This is a genomic window from Cytobacillus kochii (assembly GCF_044790165.1).
GTDB classification, from domain to species: Bacteria; Bacillota; Bacilli; order Bacillales; family Cytobacillaceae; genus Cytobacillus; species Cytobacillus kochii.
Genome location: NZ_CP085254.1, coordinates 3,606,272 through 3,625,155, shown reverse-complemented (window position 1 = coordinate 3,625,155; position 18,884 = coordinate 3,606,272). Strand labels below are relative to the sequence as shown.

Here is an 18,884-nt window from a genome sequence, read left to right as displayed (position 1 = left end):
GAACTTAGGGGATAAATCATAAATAGGGAAAAATAAAAGAAGCCCTGATAAATCAAGGCTTCTTGGTATGGAGAATAGGGGGCTCGAACCCCTGACCTCATCGCTGCCAGCGATGCGCTCTCCCAGCTGAGCTAATCCCCCGCTAGATATATAGAAATTATAGCGAGAGAATGAATATTTTTCAATAGTCAAAAATAAAAAAATTAGTGCAAGCTTTCTATTTCCATCGACTTTACTCCTGGCACTTGAGAAATTGTATGATAAAAGTCAGTTGTTTTTTTACGATAATCAACTGCAATAGTTAAATAAACTTGTGGGTAGCCCTCTTCAGTATCTTTAATTCTCATCCTGCGAATAGCCGCTTGCTGCTCTTTAATGGTATGAATAATAGTCGTGATCTGTTCCTTCGTTTCAACTGCCATTTTCATCGTAATCTCTTTTTCTCGTAGTTGTCTTGGGCCAATAAGCCCTAATAAGTAGGGAACAACTTCAACTGAAATAATAAGTAATACGACGCCTGCAACAGCCTCCATGTAATATCCAGCTCCAACAGCGATACCAATCCCGGCTGCGCCCCAAATTAAGGCGGCTGTTGTGAGGCCGGAGATACTATCATTCCCTCTCCTCAATATGACCCCTGCGCCAAGAAAGCCAATTCCTGATACAATTTGAGCTGCTAAACGTAAAGGATCCATTGTAATATTAATATCGTCATTACCTGGAAATATGTATGCTGATTCTATTGACACAATAGTGAGAAGGCAGCTAACGATTGAAATGACTAGGCTTGTTTTTAAGCCAACTGGTTTACGTTTTAGTTCTCTTTCTAGTCCTATAATAAGACCAAGCACAGCTGAAATCCCTAACTTTATTAGGACATCCATTTCTAATCCGTACATATTATCGCCTGCTTTATCATTTAATAAATTTTAAATTAGATACCTTTACTATAGGTTTAAGGTGTAAAATAGTCTATACCTAAATAACAATATAATAGAGACAAGGTGATAGCATGGGGTAGTGAAGATGAATCCGTTTTTTGTATTAGCTATAGGTGTTGTTTCAGTTTCAACTTCAGCCATTTTTGTAAAGTTGATTTCAGCTCCCCCTGGTATTATTGCTTTTTATCGTCTCCTTTTTTCAGTCGTGCTTATGATGCCAATATTTCTTTTAAAATATGTCCATGAAATTCGTCATATTACAATCAAGGATTGGCTGTTTTCTATCATTGCGGGTATTTTTTTAGCTTTCCATTTTATTTTATGGTTTGAGTCTCTTCAATACACATCGGTTGCTAGCTCGACTGTGTTAGTTGCCTTACAACCGATTTTTGCATTTATAGGTACTTATCTCTTCTTTAAAGAAAAAACTTCTTGGAAATCCATTTTGTCAACTATAACTGCGATAGGCGGTTGTATCATTATTAGCTGGGGTGATTTTCTACTAAGTGAAAGGGCGCTCTATGGAGATTTGTTAGCACTTATCGCCTGTGGGCTAGTAACAGGGTATTTACTGTTTGGGCAGACCGTCCGTCAAAGAGTATCGCTCATTACTTATACATTTATTGTATACAGTATTAGTACATTGACACTTTTTATCTATGTCATGCTTAACAAACAACCTTTGTATCCTTATCAAGTAAATGACTGGATTTTTTTAATTCTCTTAGCACTTTTTCCAACATTATTAGGCCATACATTATTTAATTGGTCTGTAAAGTATTTAAGTACTTCTGTTATTTCGATGGCGACTTTGTTTGAACCTGTGGGTTCAGCCATTTTAGCTTATTTTGTACTACAAGAAAGAATAGCTTGGACACAAATTTTGGGTGGGCTATTTGTTATAGTAGGGCTATCTTTCTTTTTAATAGATGAAAGAAGGACAAGAAAGAAACGACTATAGGCATATTGAAGTTCAAGTATTAAGAAATGAAGCAAAAGGTGAGCCAAGAATGAGCTCACCTTTTTTATATAAATAAATAGGATAATCTACTAAAAATAAATGCTGCTGTTACGGTGAAGATGAAAGTTCCTCCATATACTTTACCTGGTGAATTAGCGATGCGAATACCTTCCACATAAGCGAATGAAAATAAAAAAAGGGCCATAATTACTGATACGTATAGTGCTACATCTTCCAGCTCTATTCACACCTTTCATATATAATAGAATGAGATTAGTAGATTATATGACCCATTTTCAACTTTATGACAACTATCTATGATAAGTATGAAGAGAAAGAGGGATTACTTATTGAGTTAAGACGGGGCTTAGAAAAAGGGAAGAATAATCGAAGAGTATCTATATATAAGTAAAGCAAAGATAATCAATAGTTTCTTGTGATTATCAATAAATGGAAACGCTTAACTATATGATAGCTACCATACTTAATAAAAATATGAAAAACTTGAATAAAACTTTAAAAATTATATTGCAAACACTTTTTAATCATGATATAGTTATTTTTGTTCCCGATAAAAGAAAAATTTACTAATTTAAATCACTTAAATTATTTAAAAAAATGGTTGACGTGATGTAGACGGGATGTTATGATAATAAAGTCGCTTTTGAAGCGAACGAGATTGTTCTTTGAAAACTGAACGAACGTAAAACGTCAAGCGTAATTCTAAAAAAGCTGATTTATCAGCAACAAAGCACCATAGGTGCAAACGAGCTAATCAAACACTTTATTGGAGAGTTTGATCCTGGCTCAGGACGAACGCTGGCGGCGTGCCTAATACATGCAAGTCGAGCGAATCTGAGGGAGCTTGCTCCCAAAGATTAGCGGCGGACGGGTGAGTAACACGTGGGCAACCTGCCTGTAAGACTGGGATAACTCCGGGAAACCGGGGCTAATACCGGATAATATCTATTTATACATATAATTAGATTGAAAGATGGTTCTGCTATCACTTACAGATGGGCCCGCGGCGCATTAGCTAGTTGGTGAGGTAACGGCTCACCAAGGCGACGATGCGTAGCCGACCTGAGAGGGTGATCGGCCACACTGGGACTGAGACACGGCCCAGACTCCTACGGGAGGCAGCAGTAGGGAATCTTCCGCAATGGACGAAAGTCTGACGGAGCAACGCCGCGTGAGTGATGAAGGTTTTCGGATCGTAAAACTCTGTTGTTAGGGAAGAACAAGTACCGGAGTAACTGCCGGTACCTTGACGGTACCTAACCAGAAAGCCACGGCTAACTACGTGCCAGCAGCCGCGGTAATACGTAGGTGGCAAGCGTTGTCCGGAATTATTGGGCGTAAAGCGCGCGCAGGCGGTTCCTTAAGTCTGATGTGAAAGCCCACGGCTCAACCGTGGAGGGTCATTGGAAACTGGGGAACTTGAGTGCAGAAGAGGAAAGTGGAATTCCAAGTGTAGCGGTGAAATGCGTAGAGATTTGGAGGAACACCAGTGGCGAAGGCGACTTTCTGGTCTGTAACTGACGCTGAGGCGCGAAAGCGTGGGGAGCAAACAGGATTAGATACCCTGGTAGTCCACGCCGTAAACGATGAGTGCTAAGTGTTAGAGGGTTTCCGCCCTTTAGTGCTGCAGCAAACGCATTAAGCACTCCGCCTGGGGAGTACGACCGCAAGGTTGAAACTCAAAGGAATTGACGGGGGCCCGCACAAGCGGTGGAGCATGTGGTTTAATTCGAAGCAACGCGAAGAACCTTACCAGGTCTTGACATCCTCTGACAATCCTAGAGATAGGACTTTCCCCTTCGGGGGACAGAGTGACAGGTGGTGCATGGTTGTCGTCAGCTCGTGTCGTGAGATGTTGGGTTAAGTCCCGCAACGAGCGCAACCCTTGATCTTAGTTGCCAGCATTCAGTTGGGCACTCTAAGGTGACTGCCGGTGACAAACCGGAGGAAGGTGGGGATGACGTCAAATCATCATGCCCCTTATGACCTGGGCTACACACGTGCTACAATGGATGGTACAAAGGGCTGCAAGACCGCGAGGTTTAGCCAATCCCATAAAACCATTCTCAGTTCGGATTGTAGGCTGCAACTCGCCTACATGAAGCCGGAATCGCTAGTAATCGCGGATCAGCATGCCGCGGTGAATACGTTCCCGGGCCTTGTACACACCGCCCGTCACACCACGAGAGTTTGTAACACCCGAAGTCGGTGGGGTAACCTTTTGGAGCCAGCCGCCTAAGGTGGGACAGATGATTGGGGTGAAGTCGTAACAAGGTAGCCGTATCGGAAGGTGCGGCTGGATCACCTCCTTTCTAAGGAATATACGGAATTAACTTGATGTTGGACTGTTCGTTCAGTTTTGAGAGTATAATCTCTCGATTCAATCGTTCTTTGAAAACTAGATAATGTAATGAAGAAGATTACCGAGTAATCGCCACCTTAGTTATTTTTTCTCTCTATTATTATAGATTGATTTAAGATACTAAACTTTTTTTAATAAACACAACCGTGAGGGTTGTGAGAAGCAAGTAGTTCAAGGAAGCGAGCGAGGAAACACCGGAGTGTGCGTCTTGTGCACATGAGGATGTTGACGAGTGAACTGACGCCGAAATGCGTAGCTTATCGCAAGCCGAACAATGGTTAAGTTAATAAGGGCGCACGGTGAATGCCTTGGCACTAGGAGCCGATGAAGGACGGGACTAACACCGATATGCTTCGGGGAGCTGTAAGTAAGCTTTGATCCGGAGATTTCCGAATGGGGAAACCCCCTATCCGTTATGGGATAGGATCCATACCTGAATACATAGGGTATGGAAGGCAGACCCGGGGAACTGAAACATCTAAGTACCCGGAGGAAGAGAAAGCAAACGCGATTCCCTGAGTAGCGGCGAGCGAAACGGGATTAGCCCAAACCAAGAGGCTTGCCTCTTGGGGTTGTAGGACATTCTATACGGAGTTACAAAGGAACGAGATAGACGAAGAGGTCTGGAAAGGCCCGCCATAGGAGGTAAAAGCCCTGTAGTTGAAACTTCGTTCCCTCCAGAGTGGATCCTGAGTACGGCGGGACACGAGAAATCCCGTCGGAAGCAGGGAGGACCATCTCCCAAGGCTAAATACTCCCTAGTGACCGATAGTGAACCAGTACCGTGAGGGAAAGGTGAAAAGCACCCCGGAAGGGGAGTGAAAGAGATCCTGAAACCGTGTGCCTACAAGTAGTTAGAGCCCGTTAATGGGTGATAGCGTGCCTTTTGTAGAATGAACCGGCGAGTTACGATTACATGCGAGGTTAAGTTGGACAGACGGAGCCGTAGCGAAAGCGAGTCTGAATAGGGCGAATGAGTATGTGGTCGTAGACCCGAAACCAGGTGATCTACCCATGTCCAGGGTGAAGTCCAGGTAACACTGGATGGAGGCCCGAACCCACGTACGTTGAAAAGTGCGGGGATGAGGTGTGGGTAGCGGAGAAATTCCAATCGAACTTGGAGATAGCTGGTTCTCTCCGAAATAGCTTTAGGGCTAGCCTCATGCGTAAGAATCTTGGAGGTAGAGCACTGTTTGGACTAGGGGCCCTCATCGGGTTACCGAATTCAGACAAACTCCGAATGCCAAAGATTTATCCATGGGAGTCAGACTGCGAGTGATAAGATCCGTAGTCAAGAGGGAAACAGCCCAGACCACCAGCTAAGGTCCCAAAGTATACGTTAAGTGGAAAAGGATGTGGAGTTGCTTAGACAACCAGGATGTTGGCTTAGAAGCAGCCACCATTTAAAGAGTGCGTAATAGCTCACTGGTCGAGTGACTCCGCGCCGAAAATGTACCGGGGCTAAACGTATCACCGAAGCTGTGGATTGAACATCGTTGATGTTCAGTGGTAGGAGAGCGTTCTAAGGGCGTTGAAGCTAGACCGTAAGGACTGGTGGAGCGCTTAGAAGTGAGAATGCCGGTATGAGTAGCGAAAGATGGGTGAGAATCCCATCCACCGAATGCCTAAGGTTTCCTGAGGAAGGCTCGTCCGCTCAGGGTTAGTCGGGACCTAAGCCGAGGCTGAAAAGCGTAGGCGATGGACAACAGGTTGATATTCCTGTACCACCGTATTCTGTTTGAGTGATGGGGGGACGCAGGAGGATAGGGTAAGCGCACGATTGGATGTGCGTCTAAGCAGTTAGAGGGACCATGAGGCAAATCCCATGGTCATATACCTTGAGCTGTGATAGCGAGGGAAATTTAGTACCGAAGTTCTTGATTCCACACTGCCAAGAAAAGCCTCTAGCGAGGAATAAGGTGCCCGTACCGCAAACCGACACAGGTAGGCGAGGAGAGAATCCTAAGGTGAGCGAGAGAACTCTCGTTAAGGAACTCGGCAAAATGACCCCGTAACTTCGGGAGAAGGGGTGCTCATTAGGGTGTTAAAGCCTTGATGAGCCGCAGTGAATAGGCCCAGGCGACTGTTTAGCAAAAACACAGGTCTCTGCGAAGCCGCAAGGCGAAGTATAGGGGCTGACGCCTGCCCGGTGCTGGAAGGTTAAGAGGAGAGGTTAGCTCACGCGAAGCTTTGAATCGAAGCCCCAGTAAACGGCGGCCGTAACTATAACGGTCCTAAGGTAGCGAAATTCCTTGTCGGGTAAGTTCCGACCCGCACGAAAGGCGTAACGATCTGGGCACTGTCTCAACGAGAGACTCGGTGAAATTATAGTACCTGTGAAGATGCAGGTTACCCGCGACAGGACGGAAAGACCCCGTGGAGCTTTACTGTAGCCTGATATTGAATTTTGGTACAGCTTGTACAGGATAGGTAGGAGCCTTAGAAGCCGGAGCGCTAGCTTCGGTGGAGGCGTCGGTGGGATACTACCCTGGCTGTATTGAAATTCTAACCCACATCCCTTATCGGGATGGGAGACAGTGTCAGGTGGGCAGTTTGACTGGGGCGGTCGCCTCCTAAAGAGTAACGGAGGCGCCCAAAGGTTCCCTCAGAATGGTTGGAAATCATTCGTAGAGTGTAAAGGCACAAGGGAGCTTGACTGCGAGACCTACAAGTCGAGCAGGGACGAAAGTCGGGCTTAGTGATCCGGTGGTTCCGCATGGAAGGGCCATCGCTCAACGGATAAAAGCTACCCCGGGGATAACAGGCTTATCTCCCCCAAGAGTCCACATCGACGGGGAGGTTTGGCACCTCGATGTCGGCTCATCGCATCCTGGGGCTGTAGTCGGTCCCAAGGGTTGGGCTGTTCGCCCATTAAAGCGGTACGCGAGCTGGGTTCAGAACGTCGTGAGACAGTTCGGTCCCTATCCGTCGTGGGCGCAGGAAATTTGAGAGGAGCTGTCCTTAGTACGAGAGGACCGGGATGGACGCACCGCTGGTGTACCAGTTGTCTTGCCAAAGGCATCGCTGGGTAGCTATGTGCGGAAGGGATAAGTGCTGAAAGCATCTAAGCATGAAGCCCCCCTCGAGATGAGATTTCCCATAGCGCAAGCTAGTAAGATCCCTGAAAGATGATCAGGTTGATAGGTTAGAGGTGGAAGTGTGGCGACACATGCAGCTGACTAATACTAATCGATCGAGGACTTAACCAATTCGAAATGCGGAGGCGCCTTGCACAGGTGCGACAAGCATAAGACGGATTTGACAGGAGGTTGTTCTTTAACCTCATGACAAATTTGACTTATGACCTCGAGCACCTAGGCGCCGCAGCTGGACAGCACTACGTAAGTAGTAGCCTACAGCACGCATTCAGGCGATTACTCAATAAATATCTTCTTCAACATTACCTAGTTTTCAGAGAATGATTTAAAATTTCTCTTGAAATTTTCATAAAAGACGTTATAATAATAAATGTCTTTAAAAAGTCCGGTGGCGATAGCGAGAAGGTCACACCCGTTCCCATACCGAACACGGAAGTTAAGCTTCTCAGCGCCGATGGTAGTTAGGGGCTGTCCCCTTGTGAGAGTAGGACGTTGCCGGGCATACATATTGGAGGATTAGCTCAGCTGGGAGAGCATCTGCCTTACAAGCAGAGGGTCGGCGGTTCGATCCCGTCATCCTCCACCATTTTTTGTGTGTATTTGCCGGCCTAGCTCAATTGGTAGAGCAACTGACTTGTAATCAGTAGGTTGGGGGTTCAAGTCCTCTGGCCGGCACCACTCGTGCTTTGTACGAGCCATTAGCTCAGTTGGTAGAGCATCTGACTTTTAATCAGAGGGTCGAAGGTTCGAGTCCTTCATGGCTCACCATTTGATCATCTTAATATGCGGGTGTGGCGGAATTGGCAGACGCACCAGACTTAGGATCTGGCGCCGCAAGGCGTGGGGGTTCGACTCCCTTCACCCGCACCATTTTTCATTTTAAATATTTGCGGAAGTAGTTCAGTGGTAGAACATCACCTTGCCAAGGTGAGGGTCGCGGGTTCGAATCCCGTCTTCCGCTCCAATATGTGCCGGGGTGGCGGAACTGGCAGACGCACAGGACTTAAAATCCTGCGGTAGGTGACTACCGTACCGGTTCGATTCCGGTCCTCGGCACCATTCTTTTAAAATTAAGCGCCCGTAGCTCAATTGGATAGAGCGTTTGACTACGGATCAAAAGGTTAGGGGTTCGACTCCTCTCGGGCGCGTTATGTTTCGGGAAGTAGCTCAGCTTGGTAGAGCACTTGGTTTGGGACCAAGGGGTCGCAGGTTCGAATCCTGTCTTCCCGACCACTAGATATACATATTTATTTTAGGGGCCTTAGCTCAGCTGGGAGAGCGCCTGCTTTGCACGCAGGAGGTCAGCGGTTCGATCCCGCTAGGCTCCACCAATTAATTTTATACAATATATTCTATGGCGGTGTAGCTCAGCTGGCTAGAGCGTACGGTTCATACCCGTGAGGTCGGGGGTTCGATCCCCTCCGCCGCTACCATAGATAGAATGATGGACCTTTAGCTCAGCTGGTTAGAGCAGACGGCTCATAACCGTCCGGTCGTAGGTTCGAGTCCTACAAGGTCCACCATTATTCGGAGGAATACCCAAGTCTGGCTGAAGGGATCGGTCTTGAAAACCGACAGGGGTGTTAAAGCCCGCGGGGGTTCGAATCCCTCTTCCTCCGCCATTCATATTATTATCGCGGGGTGGAGCAGTCCGGTAGCTCGTCGGGCTCATAACCCGAAGGTCGCAGGTTCAAATCCTGCCCCCGCAATCTGGTCCGGTAGTTCAGTTGGTTAGAATGCCTGCCTGTCACGCAGGAGGTCGCGGGTTCGAGTCCCGTCCGGACCGCCATTTACATATTTATTATTTTGGCTCAGTAGCTCAGTCGGTAGAGCAAAGGACTGAAAATCCTTGTGTCGGCGGTTCGATTCCGTCCTGAGCCATCTTTTATGGCGGTTGTGGCGAAGTGGTTAACGCATCGGATTGTGGTTCCGACATTCGTGGGTTCGATTCCCATCAGCCGCCCCATTGCGGGTGTAGTTTAGTGGTAAAACCTCAGCCTTCCAAGCTGATGATGAGGGTTCGATTCCCTTCACCCGCTTAAATAGGGGCCTATAGCTCAGCTGGTTAGAGCGCACGCCTGATAAGCGTGAGGTCGATGGTTCGAGTCCATTTAGGCCCACCATTTATATTATTCCGCAGTAGCTCAGTGGTAGAGCATTCGGCTGTTAACCGAACGGTCGTAGGTTCGAATCCTACCTGCGGAGCCATATGGAGAAGTACTCAAGTGGCTGAAGAGGCGCCCCTGCTAAGGGTGTAGGTCGGGCAACCGGCGCGAGGGTTCAAATCCCTCCTTCTCCGCCAGTTGGCCCCTTGGTCAAGCGGTTAAGACACCGCCCTTTCACGGCGGTAACACGGGTTCGAATCCCGTAGGGGTCATAAAAAAGAAGCTGTCAACTTATGTTGACAGCTTCTTTTTTATGTGGCTAACACTTTTGGATGTTATATTATCTGTCATTAGATGTCGAAATAATTTGAAAATTAACAAGGGATTTTTATACTTAAGACGAATTAATTAAGAAAGAGTAATGTAATACAAGGAGTGGAATGAATTAGAATGAATACAACTGCATACCCCACTGAATTCGAAATGCACTTGTTTCATGAAGGAAGCTTATTTAAGGCATACGAACTGTTTGGATCACACCGTCATAAAGAAGGAGATAATTGGGTTACTTGCTTTACTATCTATGCTCCACATGCCTACTCAATATCATTAGTTGGCTCTTTTAATCATTGGAATGGCGAAGGTTTTTCATTGGAAAAAGTAAATAATGAGGGGATATGGACAATTCAGCTAGATGGAGATTTAACAGGAGAAATTTATAAATATGCAATTAAGAACAAGGATGAACAAACTTTTTTAAAGGCTGATCCTTTTGCTTTTTGTTCAGAATTACGACCCAGAACTGCTTCGATTGTCTATTCTTTAGAAGATTACAAATGGAAGGACCAAGGCTGGCAAAAGGAAAAACAACAAAGGAAAGCATTTTCAGAACCTATGATGATATATGAGATGCATCTAGGTACATGGAAAAAGAGGAATGGCCTTTTATTGACATACAGTGAACTAGCAGAAGAAATCATTCCTTACGTAAAGGAGCATGGTTTTACACATATTGAATTGATGCCTATAATTGAACACCCTTATGATCGTTCATGGGGGTATCAAGGAACAGGCTATTATTCGGCTACGAGTAGATATGGTGAACCAAAAGATTTAATGTTTTTTATCGATCAATGCCATCAAAATAATATTGGTGTTATTTTAGATTGGGTACCAGGACATTTCTGTAAAGATCAACATGGGCTATATTGTTTAGATGGTGAATATGTTTATGAATACGAAACAGAAGCTGATAGGGAAAATTTTGTTTGGGGTACAGCTAATTTTAATTTAAGTAAAACAGAGGTTCATAGTTTCCTCATATCCAATGCTATTTTTTGGATGGAAAAATACCATGTCGATGGATTTAGAATTGATGCAGTATCAAATATTATTTTTTGGCCTAATAACGAGAAGAGGGAAAATCCATTTGGTATTCAATTTTTACAGAAATTAAATAAAGCTGTGTTTGCTTATGATCCCTCTATCTTGATGATGGCAGAGGATTCTACTGATTGGCCCCAAGTAACGGCTCCTGTTCACTATGGCGGATTAGGTTTCAGTTATAAATGGAATATGGGGTGGATGAATGATGTATTATCTTATATGGAGAAAGCCCCACATGAACGACAATACCACCATAATAAAATGACTTTTTCTTTAATGTATGCATACTCCGAAAATTTTCTCTTACCGTTATCACATGATGAGGTTGTCCATGGGAAGAAATCCCTGCTAGACAAGATGCCAGGAGATTATTGGCAAAAATTTGCCCAATATCGTTTGCTCTTAGGTTTTATGATGACACATCCAGGTAAAAAGCTGTTATTTATGGGGTTTGAGCTAGGACAATTTGCCGAGTGGAAAGATGAAGAACAGTTGGATTGGCACTTACTTCAGTATGAAATGCATGCAAAAACGAATCATTATGTGAAGAAGTTAATAAAGTTATATAAGAGATCTAAATCATTATATGAATGGGACCACAGATCAGAAGGTTTTGAGTGGATTGATGCTAATAACCATCAGCAATCCATTTTTTCATTTATTCGTAAAGGAGTAGAAGAAGAAGAAATATTAATTGTTGTATGTAACTTTTCCCCTCAAGTATATATGAATTTTCGAATGGGTGTTCCTAAAAATGGGAGTTATAGAGAAGTGTTTAATAGTGATAATCATGAATTTGGTGGCTCTCATTGTATTAATAAACGAGTATTAAATACAAAAAAACAATCCTACCATGGAAAACCATACAGCATCGAAATGACGATACCACCATTCGGTATTTCAGTTTTACGTCCTGTTAGAAAAAGAAAAAGGAGTGATGTTGTAAATGGCTAACAAGAAATGTGTAGCGATGCTGCTTGCTGGAGGTAAAGGAAGCCGCCTTAATTCTTTGACGAAGGAGCTTGCTAAACCAGCTGTCCCTTTTGGAGGTAAATACCGCATCATCGATTTTACACTTAGTAATTGTACAAATTCAGGTATCGATACAGTCGGTGTACTAACACAATATCAACCGCTAATACTCAATTCATATATTGGCATAGGAAGCGCATGGGATTTGGATAGAAGAAATGGCGGTGTGACAGTACTTCCCCCTTACAGTGAATCTTCTGAAGTCAAATGGTATACAGGTACGGCAAGTGCTATCTATCAAAATATCAATTATTTAGAGCAACATAACCCCGAATATGTATTAATTTTATCAGGTGACCATATTTACAAAATGAACTATGACTTAATGCTAGATTACCATATTAGTAAAGGAGCTGATGCGACAATCTCTGTTATAGAGGTCCCGTGGCATGAAACAAATCGTTTTGGTATTATGAATACTTCTTTAGATATGAGAATAGAAGATTTTGAAGAAAAACCTGAGCAAGCAAAGAATAATTTAGCATCAATGGGCATTTATATCTTTAAATGGTCAGTACTAAATGAGTTTTTACAAAAGGATAATCAAAATAAGGACTCAAGCCATGATTTTGGAAAAGATATTATTCCTGAGATGTTGAAGTTAAATAAGAAACTTTATGCCTATCCTTTTAATGGTTATTGGAAAGACGTCGGTACAGTTCAAAGTCTATGGGAAGCTAATATGGATTTATTAGATGAAAATTGTGAGTTAAATCTTTTTGATCAAGACTGGAGAATTTACTCAGTTAATCCTAACCATCCTCCACAATATATTTCTCCACAAGCAAAGGTCAAACAATCTTTAGTAAATGAAGGATGTACGATTGAAGGCGAGGTAATCAAATCAGTTCTCTTTCAAGGTGTAGCGATTGATAAAGGGTCTGTTATTAAAGAATCAGTAGTTATGCCAAATACAAGGATTGGTAAGAATGTCATATTAGAAAAGGTCATTGTCCCTTCAAATATAGTTATACCAGATGGGACAGTAATTAAAGAAAGAAAAGAAACAAGTGAAGCATTGTTAATCACGCCAGAAAGTATTTGTCATTTTGCATAAATGTAGAACCGTATGATTTTTACTGGGGGGATATTGATTGAATAATCGTTTATTAGGAGTCATTGATGCGACAACTTATCATAAGGGACTGGATGAGTTAACCCTTCATCGTTCTTTAGCTGCTGTTCCTTTTGCTGGAAGATATAGACTAATAGATTTTATTCTCTCTAATATGGTCAATTCAGGAATAGAGAGTGTGGCGATTTTTCCGAAATATCAATACCGATCTTTGATGGATCATCTAGGATCGGGGAAGAACTGGGATTTAGATAGAAAAAGAGATGGTCTTTTCTTCTTCCCATCACCGATGATTGATAGTTCAAATAGTGGGATTGGTTCATTTAATCATTTTGTTGCTAACATTGATTATTTTTATCGTAGTTCACAAGATTATGCATTAATTGCTAATTGCTATACCGTTTGTAATATTGATTTCTCACCAGTTTTACAGCGGCATATTCAATCTGGCTGTGATATTACGTCAATTCAACAGCTAAATCAACCTTTAGAGATGTATTTGGTCAAAAAAGATCTTCTAATAGATATGATTCAAACTCGCAGACAAACAGGTTATACATGCATAAGTGATATTATGGCTGATATCCATCAGCCTTACACAATTTGTCATTATGAATATAAGGGGGAGGCAGTAACTATCGATTCTGTCCAATCTTATTTTCAAGCGAGCATGGAACTACTAACCCCTGATGTCTGGAGAAATTTATTTTTAAGAGATTTTCCAATCTATACAAAAGTAAAAGATGAACCGCCAACAAGATATCTAAATGGTTGTGAAGTAAAGAATTCTATTGTGGCCAACGGTTGCCAAATAGAAGGAAAAGTAGAAAATAGTATTATTGCTAGGGGTGTAAAAGTCGGTAAAAATACGATAGTAAGAAACTGTGTGATTATGCAGAAATGTGAGATTCAAGAGGGGTGTGTATTAGATTCTGTTATTTTAGATAAAGATGTGAAAGTAGAAGAAGGAACCTACTTAACAGGCACACAATCGGTCCCTTTTGTTGTTAAAAAAGGGTCAATTCAAGGAGCGTTGATGAATTCGTGAAAGTATTATTTGCCGTCTCAGAATGTGTCCCTTTTATTAAATCAGGTGGATTAGCAGATGTCGCAGGTTCGTTACCGAAGGAATTAACGAAACAAGGGACGGAAGTAAGAATAATATTACCGAAGTATGGGAACATCCCTGCCTTATATAAGAATAAGACAAAAAAGATAGCCGAATTCGTAGTCGCTGTTGGCTGGCGCAATCAATATTGTGGAATTGAAGTGCTCGAGTTAAATGATATTACTTTTTATTTTGTAGATAATGAATACTATTTTAAGAGAGAAAAATTATATGGTTACGATGATGATGGTGAGCGATTTGCTTATTTTAATAGAGCTGTATTAGAAACACTGGCACAGCTCGACTATTATCCTGATATTATTCATTGCCATGATTGGCATACAGGCATGATTCCTTTTTTATTAAGAGTTCATTATCAAAAAAGAAGTGGGTATGAATTGATTAAAACAGTCTTTACGATTCATAATTTACACTTTCAAGGTGTCTTCCCTAAAGATGCCATTCATGATTTGTTTGGGTTGGGGTTTGAGTATTATCGTGAAGATCAATTAAAGTATTATGATTGTATTAATTTTATGAAAGGTGCCATAGTAGCAGCTGATCAAATAACAACTGTAAGTCCTACGTATAGAGATGAGATTCTAACAGATTATTTTGGTGAGGGATTAAATGGTTTGTTACAGGAAAGAAATGACCATTTAATTGGGATATTGAATGGAATTGATGAAGACGTCTATCACCCAGAGAAAGATGCGACGATTTATCAAGCATTTCATTCAGAGCAATGGCTATTAAAGAAGGAAAACAAGGCATATTTACAAAGAATATTCGATTTAAAGATAGATCGGAATACCCCCATTGTGGCTATGATCACAAGGTTAACAAAACAAAAAGGTATGGACTTAATAGAGAGAGTATTCCATGAAATGATGCAAGAAAATGTGCAATTTATTCTTATTGGTACAGGCGATATAGCGTTTGAAGATTTCTTCAGAAAAATGGAAGCAAATTACGGGGGAAAATGTAAATGTTATATTGGGTTCAATGAAGAAGTAGCGCATCAAGTATATGCGGGTGCTGATCTATTTTTGATGCCGTCTAAGTTCGAGCCTTGTGGATTAGGTCAACTCATTGCGATGAAATATGGTGCCATTCCTATAATAAGAGAAACAGGAGGGTTGAATGATACCGTACAGTCTTATAATGACCAGACAGGTGAGGGCTGGGGGTTCACTTTTAAAAATTTTAACGCACATGATATGCTCTATACTTATCGTCGAGCACTAGCATATTATCGGAATCAACCACTGTGGAGTCAATTAGTTATAACTGCTATGGAAAAAGATTATAGTTGGGCACAATCCGCTTTTAAATATAATCAATTATATTCAGATGTGATCTCTAGGAGTGAGAGCCATGTTTTCTAATACAGAAGAATTTAAAGAGGCATTTTTAAAGAAGCTAGAGATGACATGCGGAAAAAGCTTTGCTGATAGCACAGAAAAAGATCATTACTATACATTGGGCTTATTAATACGTGAGTATGTAAGTACGGAATGGATTAATACCAATGAGCGTTACAGGATAGACCAAGTAAAGCAGGTTTATTATTTGTCGATAGAGTTTTTATTAGGTCGACTACTTCGAAACAACTTATTAAATTTAGGGATAGAGCAAGTGGTGTCTGCTGGGTTGCAAGATTTAGGTATCGAATTAAGCTCTTTAGAGGAAGTAGAATCAGATGCAGGATTAGGTAATGGAGGTTTAGGTCGATTAGCAGCCTGTTTCCTTGACTCATTAGCTTCTCTTAATTTGCCTGGCCATGGTTGTGGGATTAGATACAAGCACGGGTTATTCGAACAAAAAGTGGTTGATGGATATCAAGTAGAACTACCCGATCAATGGTTAAGAAATGGTCATGTCTGGGAAGTGAGAAAGGCAGATTTATCAGTTGAAATTCCGTTTTGGGGAGAAGTAGATATACGTGAAGAAAATGGCAGACAAGTGTTTCAACACATCCATGCTGAAAGAGTGACTGCAGTACCATATGATATGCCAGTCGTCGGGTATCATACTGAAACGATTAATACACTTAGGTTATGGAGTGCAGAGCCAGTCCGTTATCCAACCAATCAAGATGTATTAAAATATAAAAAAGAGACTGAAGCAATATCTGAGTTTTTATATCCTGATGATACGCAAGATGAAGGCAAGATACTGAGGTTAAAACAACAATATTTTTTAGTTCGTGCAAGTCTTCAGTCGATCATACGCTCATTTAAACGACAGCATAAGGATATGAAGGAATTCCATCAATATATTAGTATTCATATTAATGATACGCATCCAGTATTAGCGATTCCAGAATTAATGAGGATATTAATTGATGAAGAAAATCTTGGTTGGGATGATGCCTGGGAAGTAACTACACAAACAATTTCTTACACTAATCATACGACCTTATCTGAAGCACTAGAAAAATGGCCAGTTCGTATTTTCCAACCGTTATTACCAAGAATGTATATGATTGTAAATGAGATCAATGAACGGTTCTGTGCAAAGCTTTGGGAAAAGTATCCTGGCAAATGGCAGCATATTGAAAACATGGCGATTATTGCTCATGACCAAGTAAAAATGGCTCATTTGGCTATTGTAGGTAGCCATAGTGTAAACGGAGTGGCTGCACTCCATACAGAGATATTAAAATATCGCGAAATGCATTCATTTTATCAATTTTTTCCTAAGAAGTTTAACAATAAAACAAATGGCATTACGCATCGTAGCTGGTTACTTAAATCTAATCAGTCGCTTGCTGATTTAATAACAGAAAGGTTAGGAGCGGAATGGATTCGCGATCCAGAACAAATGGCATTATTATTAAAATATGAAAATGATACAGCCTTGTTAACGAGACTTGCTGATATTAAACACGCAAATAAAGAAAATCTTGCCGATCGTATTTTTACGCAAACAGGAATAAAAATTGATACACATTCCATATTCGATATTCAAGTAAAGAGACTACATGCATATAAGAGACAACTATTAAATATTTTTCATGTCATGTATTTATATAATCGAATCAAAGAAGATGAGAGTTTTAAAATGCATCCCCGTACCTTCATTTTTGGTGCGAAAGCTTCTCCAGGATATTATTTTGCTAAGAAGGTAATAAAGCTCATTAATACTGTTGCTAAAAAGGTAAATAATGACCCTAAAACAAATGAATACCTTAAGGTAATTTTCCTTGAGAACTATCGGGTATCACTGGCAGAGGATGTTTTTCCTGCAGCAGACATTAGTGAGCAAATTTCGACGGCAAGTAAAGAAGCATCTGGAACTGGAAATATGAAATTCATGATGAATGGTGCGATTACTGTTGGAACGATGGATGGTGCTAATGTTGAAATTCATGAGCGCGTAGGTGATGAGAATATTTTTATCTTCGGTTTACGCTCTGATGAGGTCAATCATTATTATGCTCATGGTGGTTATCAAGCGACTGAATATTATCATCATGATCATCGAATCCGGCAAGTAATGGACCAGTTAAGAAATGGTTTCTTTCCAGATGTATTTGATCAATTTGAACCCATTTATGATTCGCTAATTATGGAAAATGACCAATATTTTGTTTTACGTGATTTCTCTAGCTATGTTCATATTCAGGAAAAAGCGGGGTACGCTTATGAAAAACAGGAGAAATGGCGGAAAATGAGCCTTAACAATATCGCTAAATCGGGTTACTTTTCCAGCGACCGAACAATTAATGAATATGCCCAAGGGATATGGAGAATTAAATAGATAAAAAAAGCAGGAGTGTGCTTCATTATACACACTTCTGCTTTTTATTTATGTTGGACCTTATAAGCAATTGTACAAATATATTATAAATGCAAGAAAAAACGGAGAGAGTGTCTAAATTTCTTATTCACCCAATCTTATCTATTCCCTCAATCAAAATAGGTTGGGTCTGTTAAACGTAATAGGGGCATTGTGCAACAGCGGAAGGCACCACCGGATTTTATGATTTCAGAAATATCTACTTCGATTACTTCAAAGCCTCTTTGACTCAGAGCTCGATTTACTTGTGAATTGATTGGTTGTGAGAATACTTGTCTATTACCTACAGAAAGGACATTTGTTCCTAGTGTGAACTGTTCTTCTTTAGAGACCTCAATAATGTCATATCTTGAATATAAATATTCTTCTACTTTTTTATCCATTTGTCCTGGATATAGGAGTGCTTCTGTAGGAGACAGCACGTTAAAGATACAGTCTAAATGTAAAAAGGATTTAGTGAATGGTACTGGTAATACTTTCATATGTGGTAATTTAGATTGTAAATATTGAATACCAATCGTATCGGAACGGTCACTTTGTCCAATATAAACGGTATCTTGATCGATAATGACATCTCCACCTTCAACATGACCATGTTTTATGTTGTTATAAGATACATTATGAGATTTTAACCACTCTTGTAAAATATCTTCCTCACCATGTCTTATTTTCGTTGCCATCGCAGCGATAAATACAGTGTCCCCAAGGGTGAAACCAATGTCACGCGTAAACACTTGTTCAGGATAGTTTTTACCTGGAGGTAAAAGTACGACCTCAATCCCTAAATCTTTTAATTTTGCAACGAATTGTTGATGCTGAATGATGGCTTGCTCCACATTAAAGCCTTTATCAGAATACCTTCTTTGTGTTTCATTGATTTGATTCTCAATATTCATGTAGTTTGGTTCGCATAATACGACAGTCTTTAAACGACTATACTCGGTACTACATTGTGCTTTATACTGACTATCCAGCATCTTTCATCCTCCTT

General features: G+C 41.3%; 8 protein-coding genes, 22 tRNA genes and 3 rRNA genes. 30 read left to right on the top strand and 3 right to left on the bottom strand.

The window, feature by feature from the left end; all coding sequences use genetic code 11:
* Positions 1-68: 68 nt before the first annotated feature.
* Positions 69-141, bottom strand: a tRNA-Ala gene (locus tag LG276_RS18485).
* 62 nt (positions 142-203) lie between these two features.
* On the bottom strand, positions 204-899 hold the full coding sequence (locus tag LG276_RS18480; RefSeq protein ID WP_224937914.1) for an MgtC/SapB family protein: 696 nt from the start codon (positions 897-899) through the stop codon (positions 204-206).
* 127 nt (positions 900-1,026) lie between these two features.
* Here LG276_RS18480 and LG276_RS18475 point away from each other — a divergent pair, with 127 nt between their 5' ends.
* The 30 genes from LG276_RS18475 (at position 1,027) to LG276_RS18330 (ending at position 17,854) form a co-directional block, all read left to right on the top strand.
* A complete protein-coding gene (locus tag LG276_RS18475; protein ID WP_251163662.1) occupies positions 1,027-1,902 on the top strand; it encodes a DMT family transporter in 876 nt (291 codons plus the stop codon).
* A gap of 784 nt (positions 1,903-2,686) precedes the next feature.
* Positions 2,687-4,235 (top strand): 16S ribosomal RNA (locus LG276_RS18470).
* Between the two features lie 326 nt (positions 4,236-4,561).
* Positions 4,562-7,494, top strand: a 23S ribosomal RNA gene (locus tag LG276_RS18465).
* Positions 7,495-7,767: 273 nt separating this feature from the next.
* Positions 7,768-7,884, top strand: a 5S ribosomal RNA gene (gene rrf / locus LG276_RS18460).
* Together the 16S, 23S and 5S rRNA genes with 21 tRNA genes alongside form the textbook arrangement of a ribosomal RNA operon.
* A gap of 9 nt (positions 7,885-7,893) precedes the next feature.
* A tRNA-Val gene (locus LG276_RS18455) sits at positions 7,894-7,969 on the top strand.
* Positions 7,970-7,985: 16 nt separating this feature from the next.
* A tRNA-Thr gene (locus tag LG276_RS18450) sits at positions 7,986-8,061 on the top strand.
* Between the two features lie 14 nt (positions 8,062-8,075).
* A tRNA-Lys gene (locus LG276_RS18445) sits at positions 8,076-8,151 on the top strand.
* 17 nt (positions 8,152-8,168) lie between these two features.
* Positions 8,169-8,253 (top strand) — tRNA-Leu (locus LG276_RS18440).
* Between the two features lie 19 nt (positions 8,254-8,272).
* A tRNA-Gly gene (locus tag LG276_RS18435) sits at positions 8,273-8,347 on the top strand.
* Between the two features lie 6 nt (positions 8,348-8,353).
* A tRNA-Leu gene (locus tag LG276_RS18430) sits at positions 8,354-8,442 on the top strand.
* 15 nt (positions 8,443-8,457) lie between these two features.
* Positions 8,458-8,531, top strand: a tRNA-Arg gene (locus tag LG276_RS18425).
* Between the two features lie 8 nt (positions 8,532-8,539).
* Positions 8,540-8,616: transfer RNA gene (locus LG276_RS18420), tRNA-Pro, on the top strand.
* Positions 8,617-8,638: 22 nt separating this feature from the next.
* Positions 8,639-8,714: transfer RNA gene (locus tag LG276_RS18415), tRNA-Ala, on the top strand.
* Positions 8,715-8,739: 25 nt separating this feature from the next.
* Positions 8,740-8,816, top strand: a tRNA-Met gene (locus tag LG276_RS18410).
* Between the two features lie 13 nt (positions 8,817-8,829).
* A tRNA-Ile gene (locus LG276_RS18405) sits at positions 8,830-8,906 on the top strand.
* Between the two features lie 6 nt (positions 8,907-8,912).
* Positions 8,913-9,005, top strand: a tRNA-Ser gene (locus LG276_RS18400).
* A gap of 13 nt (positions 9,006-9,018) precedes the next feature.
* Positions 9,019-9,092 (top strand) — tRNA-Met (locus LG276_RS18395).
* Positions 9,093-9,095: 3 nt separating this feature from the next.
* Positions 9,096-9,172, top strand: a tRNA-Asp gene (locus tag LG276_RS18390).
* A gap of 19 nt (positions 9,173-9,191) precedes the next feature.
* Positions 9,192-9,264 (top strand) — tRNA-Phe (locus LG276_RS18385).
* 9 nt (positions 9,265-9,273) lie between these two features.
* Positions 9,274-9,349: transfer RNA gene (locus LG276_RS18380), tRNA-His, on the top strand.
* Positions 9,350-9,351: 2 nt separating this feature from the next.
* A tRNA-Gly gene (locus tag LG276_RS18375) sits at positions 9,352-9,422 on the top strand.
* 7 nt (positions 9,423-9,429) lie between these two features.
* Positions 9,430-9,506 (top strand) — tRNA-Ile (locus tag LG276_RS18370).
* A 10-nt stretch (positions 9,507-9,516) separates the two neighbouring features.
* Positions 9,517-9,591: transfer RNA gene (locus LG276_RS18365), tRNA-Asn, on the top strand.
* A 3-nt stretch (positions 9,592-9,594) separates the two neighbouring features.
* Positions 9,595-9,685, top strand: a tRNA-Ser gene (locus LG276_RS18360).
* A gap of 3 nt (positions 9,686-9,688) precedes the next feature.
* Positions 9,689-9,760, top strand: a tRNA-Glu gene (locus LG276_RS18355).
* Positions 9,761-9,938: 178 nt separating this feature from the next.
* Positions 9,939-11,828, top strand: a complete 1,890-nt coding sequence (gene glgB, locus LG276_RS18350; protein WP_251162493.1) for a 1,4-alpha-glucan branching enzyme — start codon at positions 9,939-9,941, stop codon at positions 11,826-11,828.
* A complete protein-coding gene (locus LG276_RS18345; protein ID WP_251162494.1) occupies positions 11,821-12,963 on the top strand; it encodes a glucose-1-phosphate adenylyltransferase in 1,143 nt (380 codons plus the stop codon). The genes glgB and LG276_RS18345 overlap by 8 nt, the downstream gene beginning before the upstream one ends.
* Before the next feature lie 37 nt (positions 12,964-13,000).
* The gene (locus LG276_RS18340; protein ID WP_095372137.1) at positions 13,001-14,029 is read left to right on the top strand and encodes a sugar phosphate nucleotidyltransferase; all 1,029 of its coding nucleotides are present in this window, start codon (positions 13,001-13,003) and stop codon (positions 14,027-14,029) included.
* Complete coding sequence (glgA, locus tag LG276_RS18335) at positions 14,026-15,477, top strand: glycogen synthase GlgA (protein ID WP_251162495.1); 1,452 nt, start codon at positions 14,026-14,028, stop codon at positions 15,475-15,477. The genes LG276_RS18340 and glgA overlap by 4 nt, the downstream gene beginning before the upstream one ends.
* Complete coding sequence (locus LG276_RS18330) at positions 15,467-17,854, top strand: glycogen/starch/alpha-glucan phosphorylase (protein WP_251162496.1); 2,388 nt, start codon at positions 15,467-15,469, stop codon at positions 17,852-17,854. The genes glgA and LG276_RS18330 overlap by 11 nt, the downstream gene beginning before the upstream one ends.
* A gap of 149 nt (positions 17,855-18,003) precedes the next feature.
* Here the strand turns inward: LG276_RS18330 and LG276_RS18325 are convergent, their stop codons facing one another.
* Positions 18,004-18,870, bottom strand: coding sequence for a dimethylarginine dimethylaminohydrolase family protein (locus LG276_RS18325; protein WP_251162497.1), 867 nt, complete (start codon positions 18,868-18,870; stop codon positions 18,004-18,006).
* Positions 18,871-18,884 lie beyond the last annotated feature (14 nt).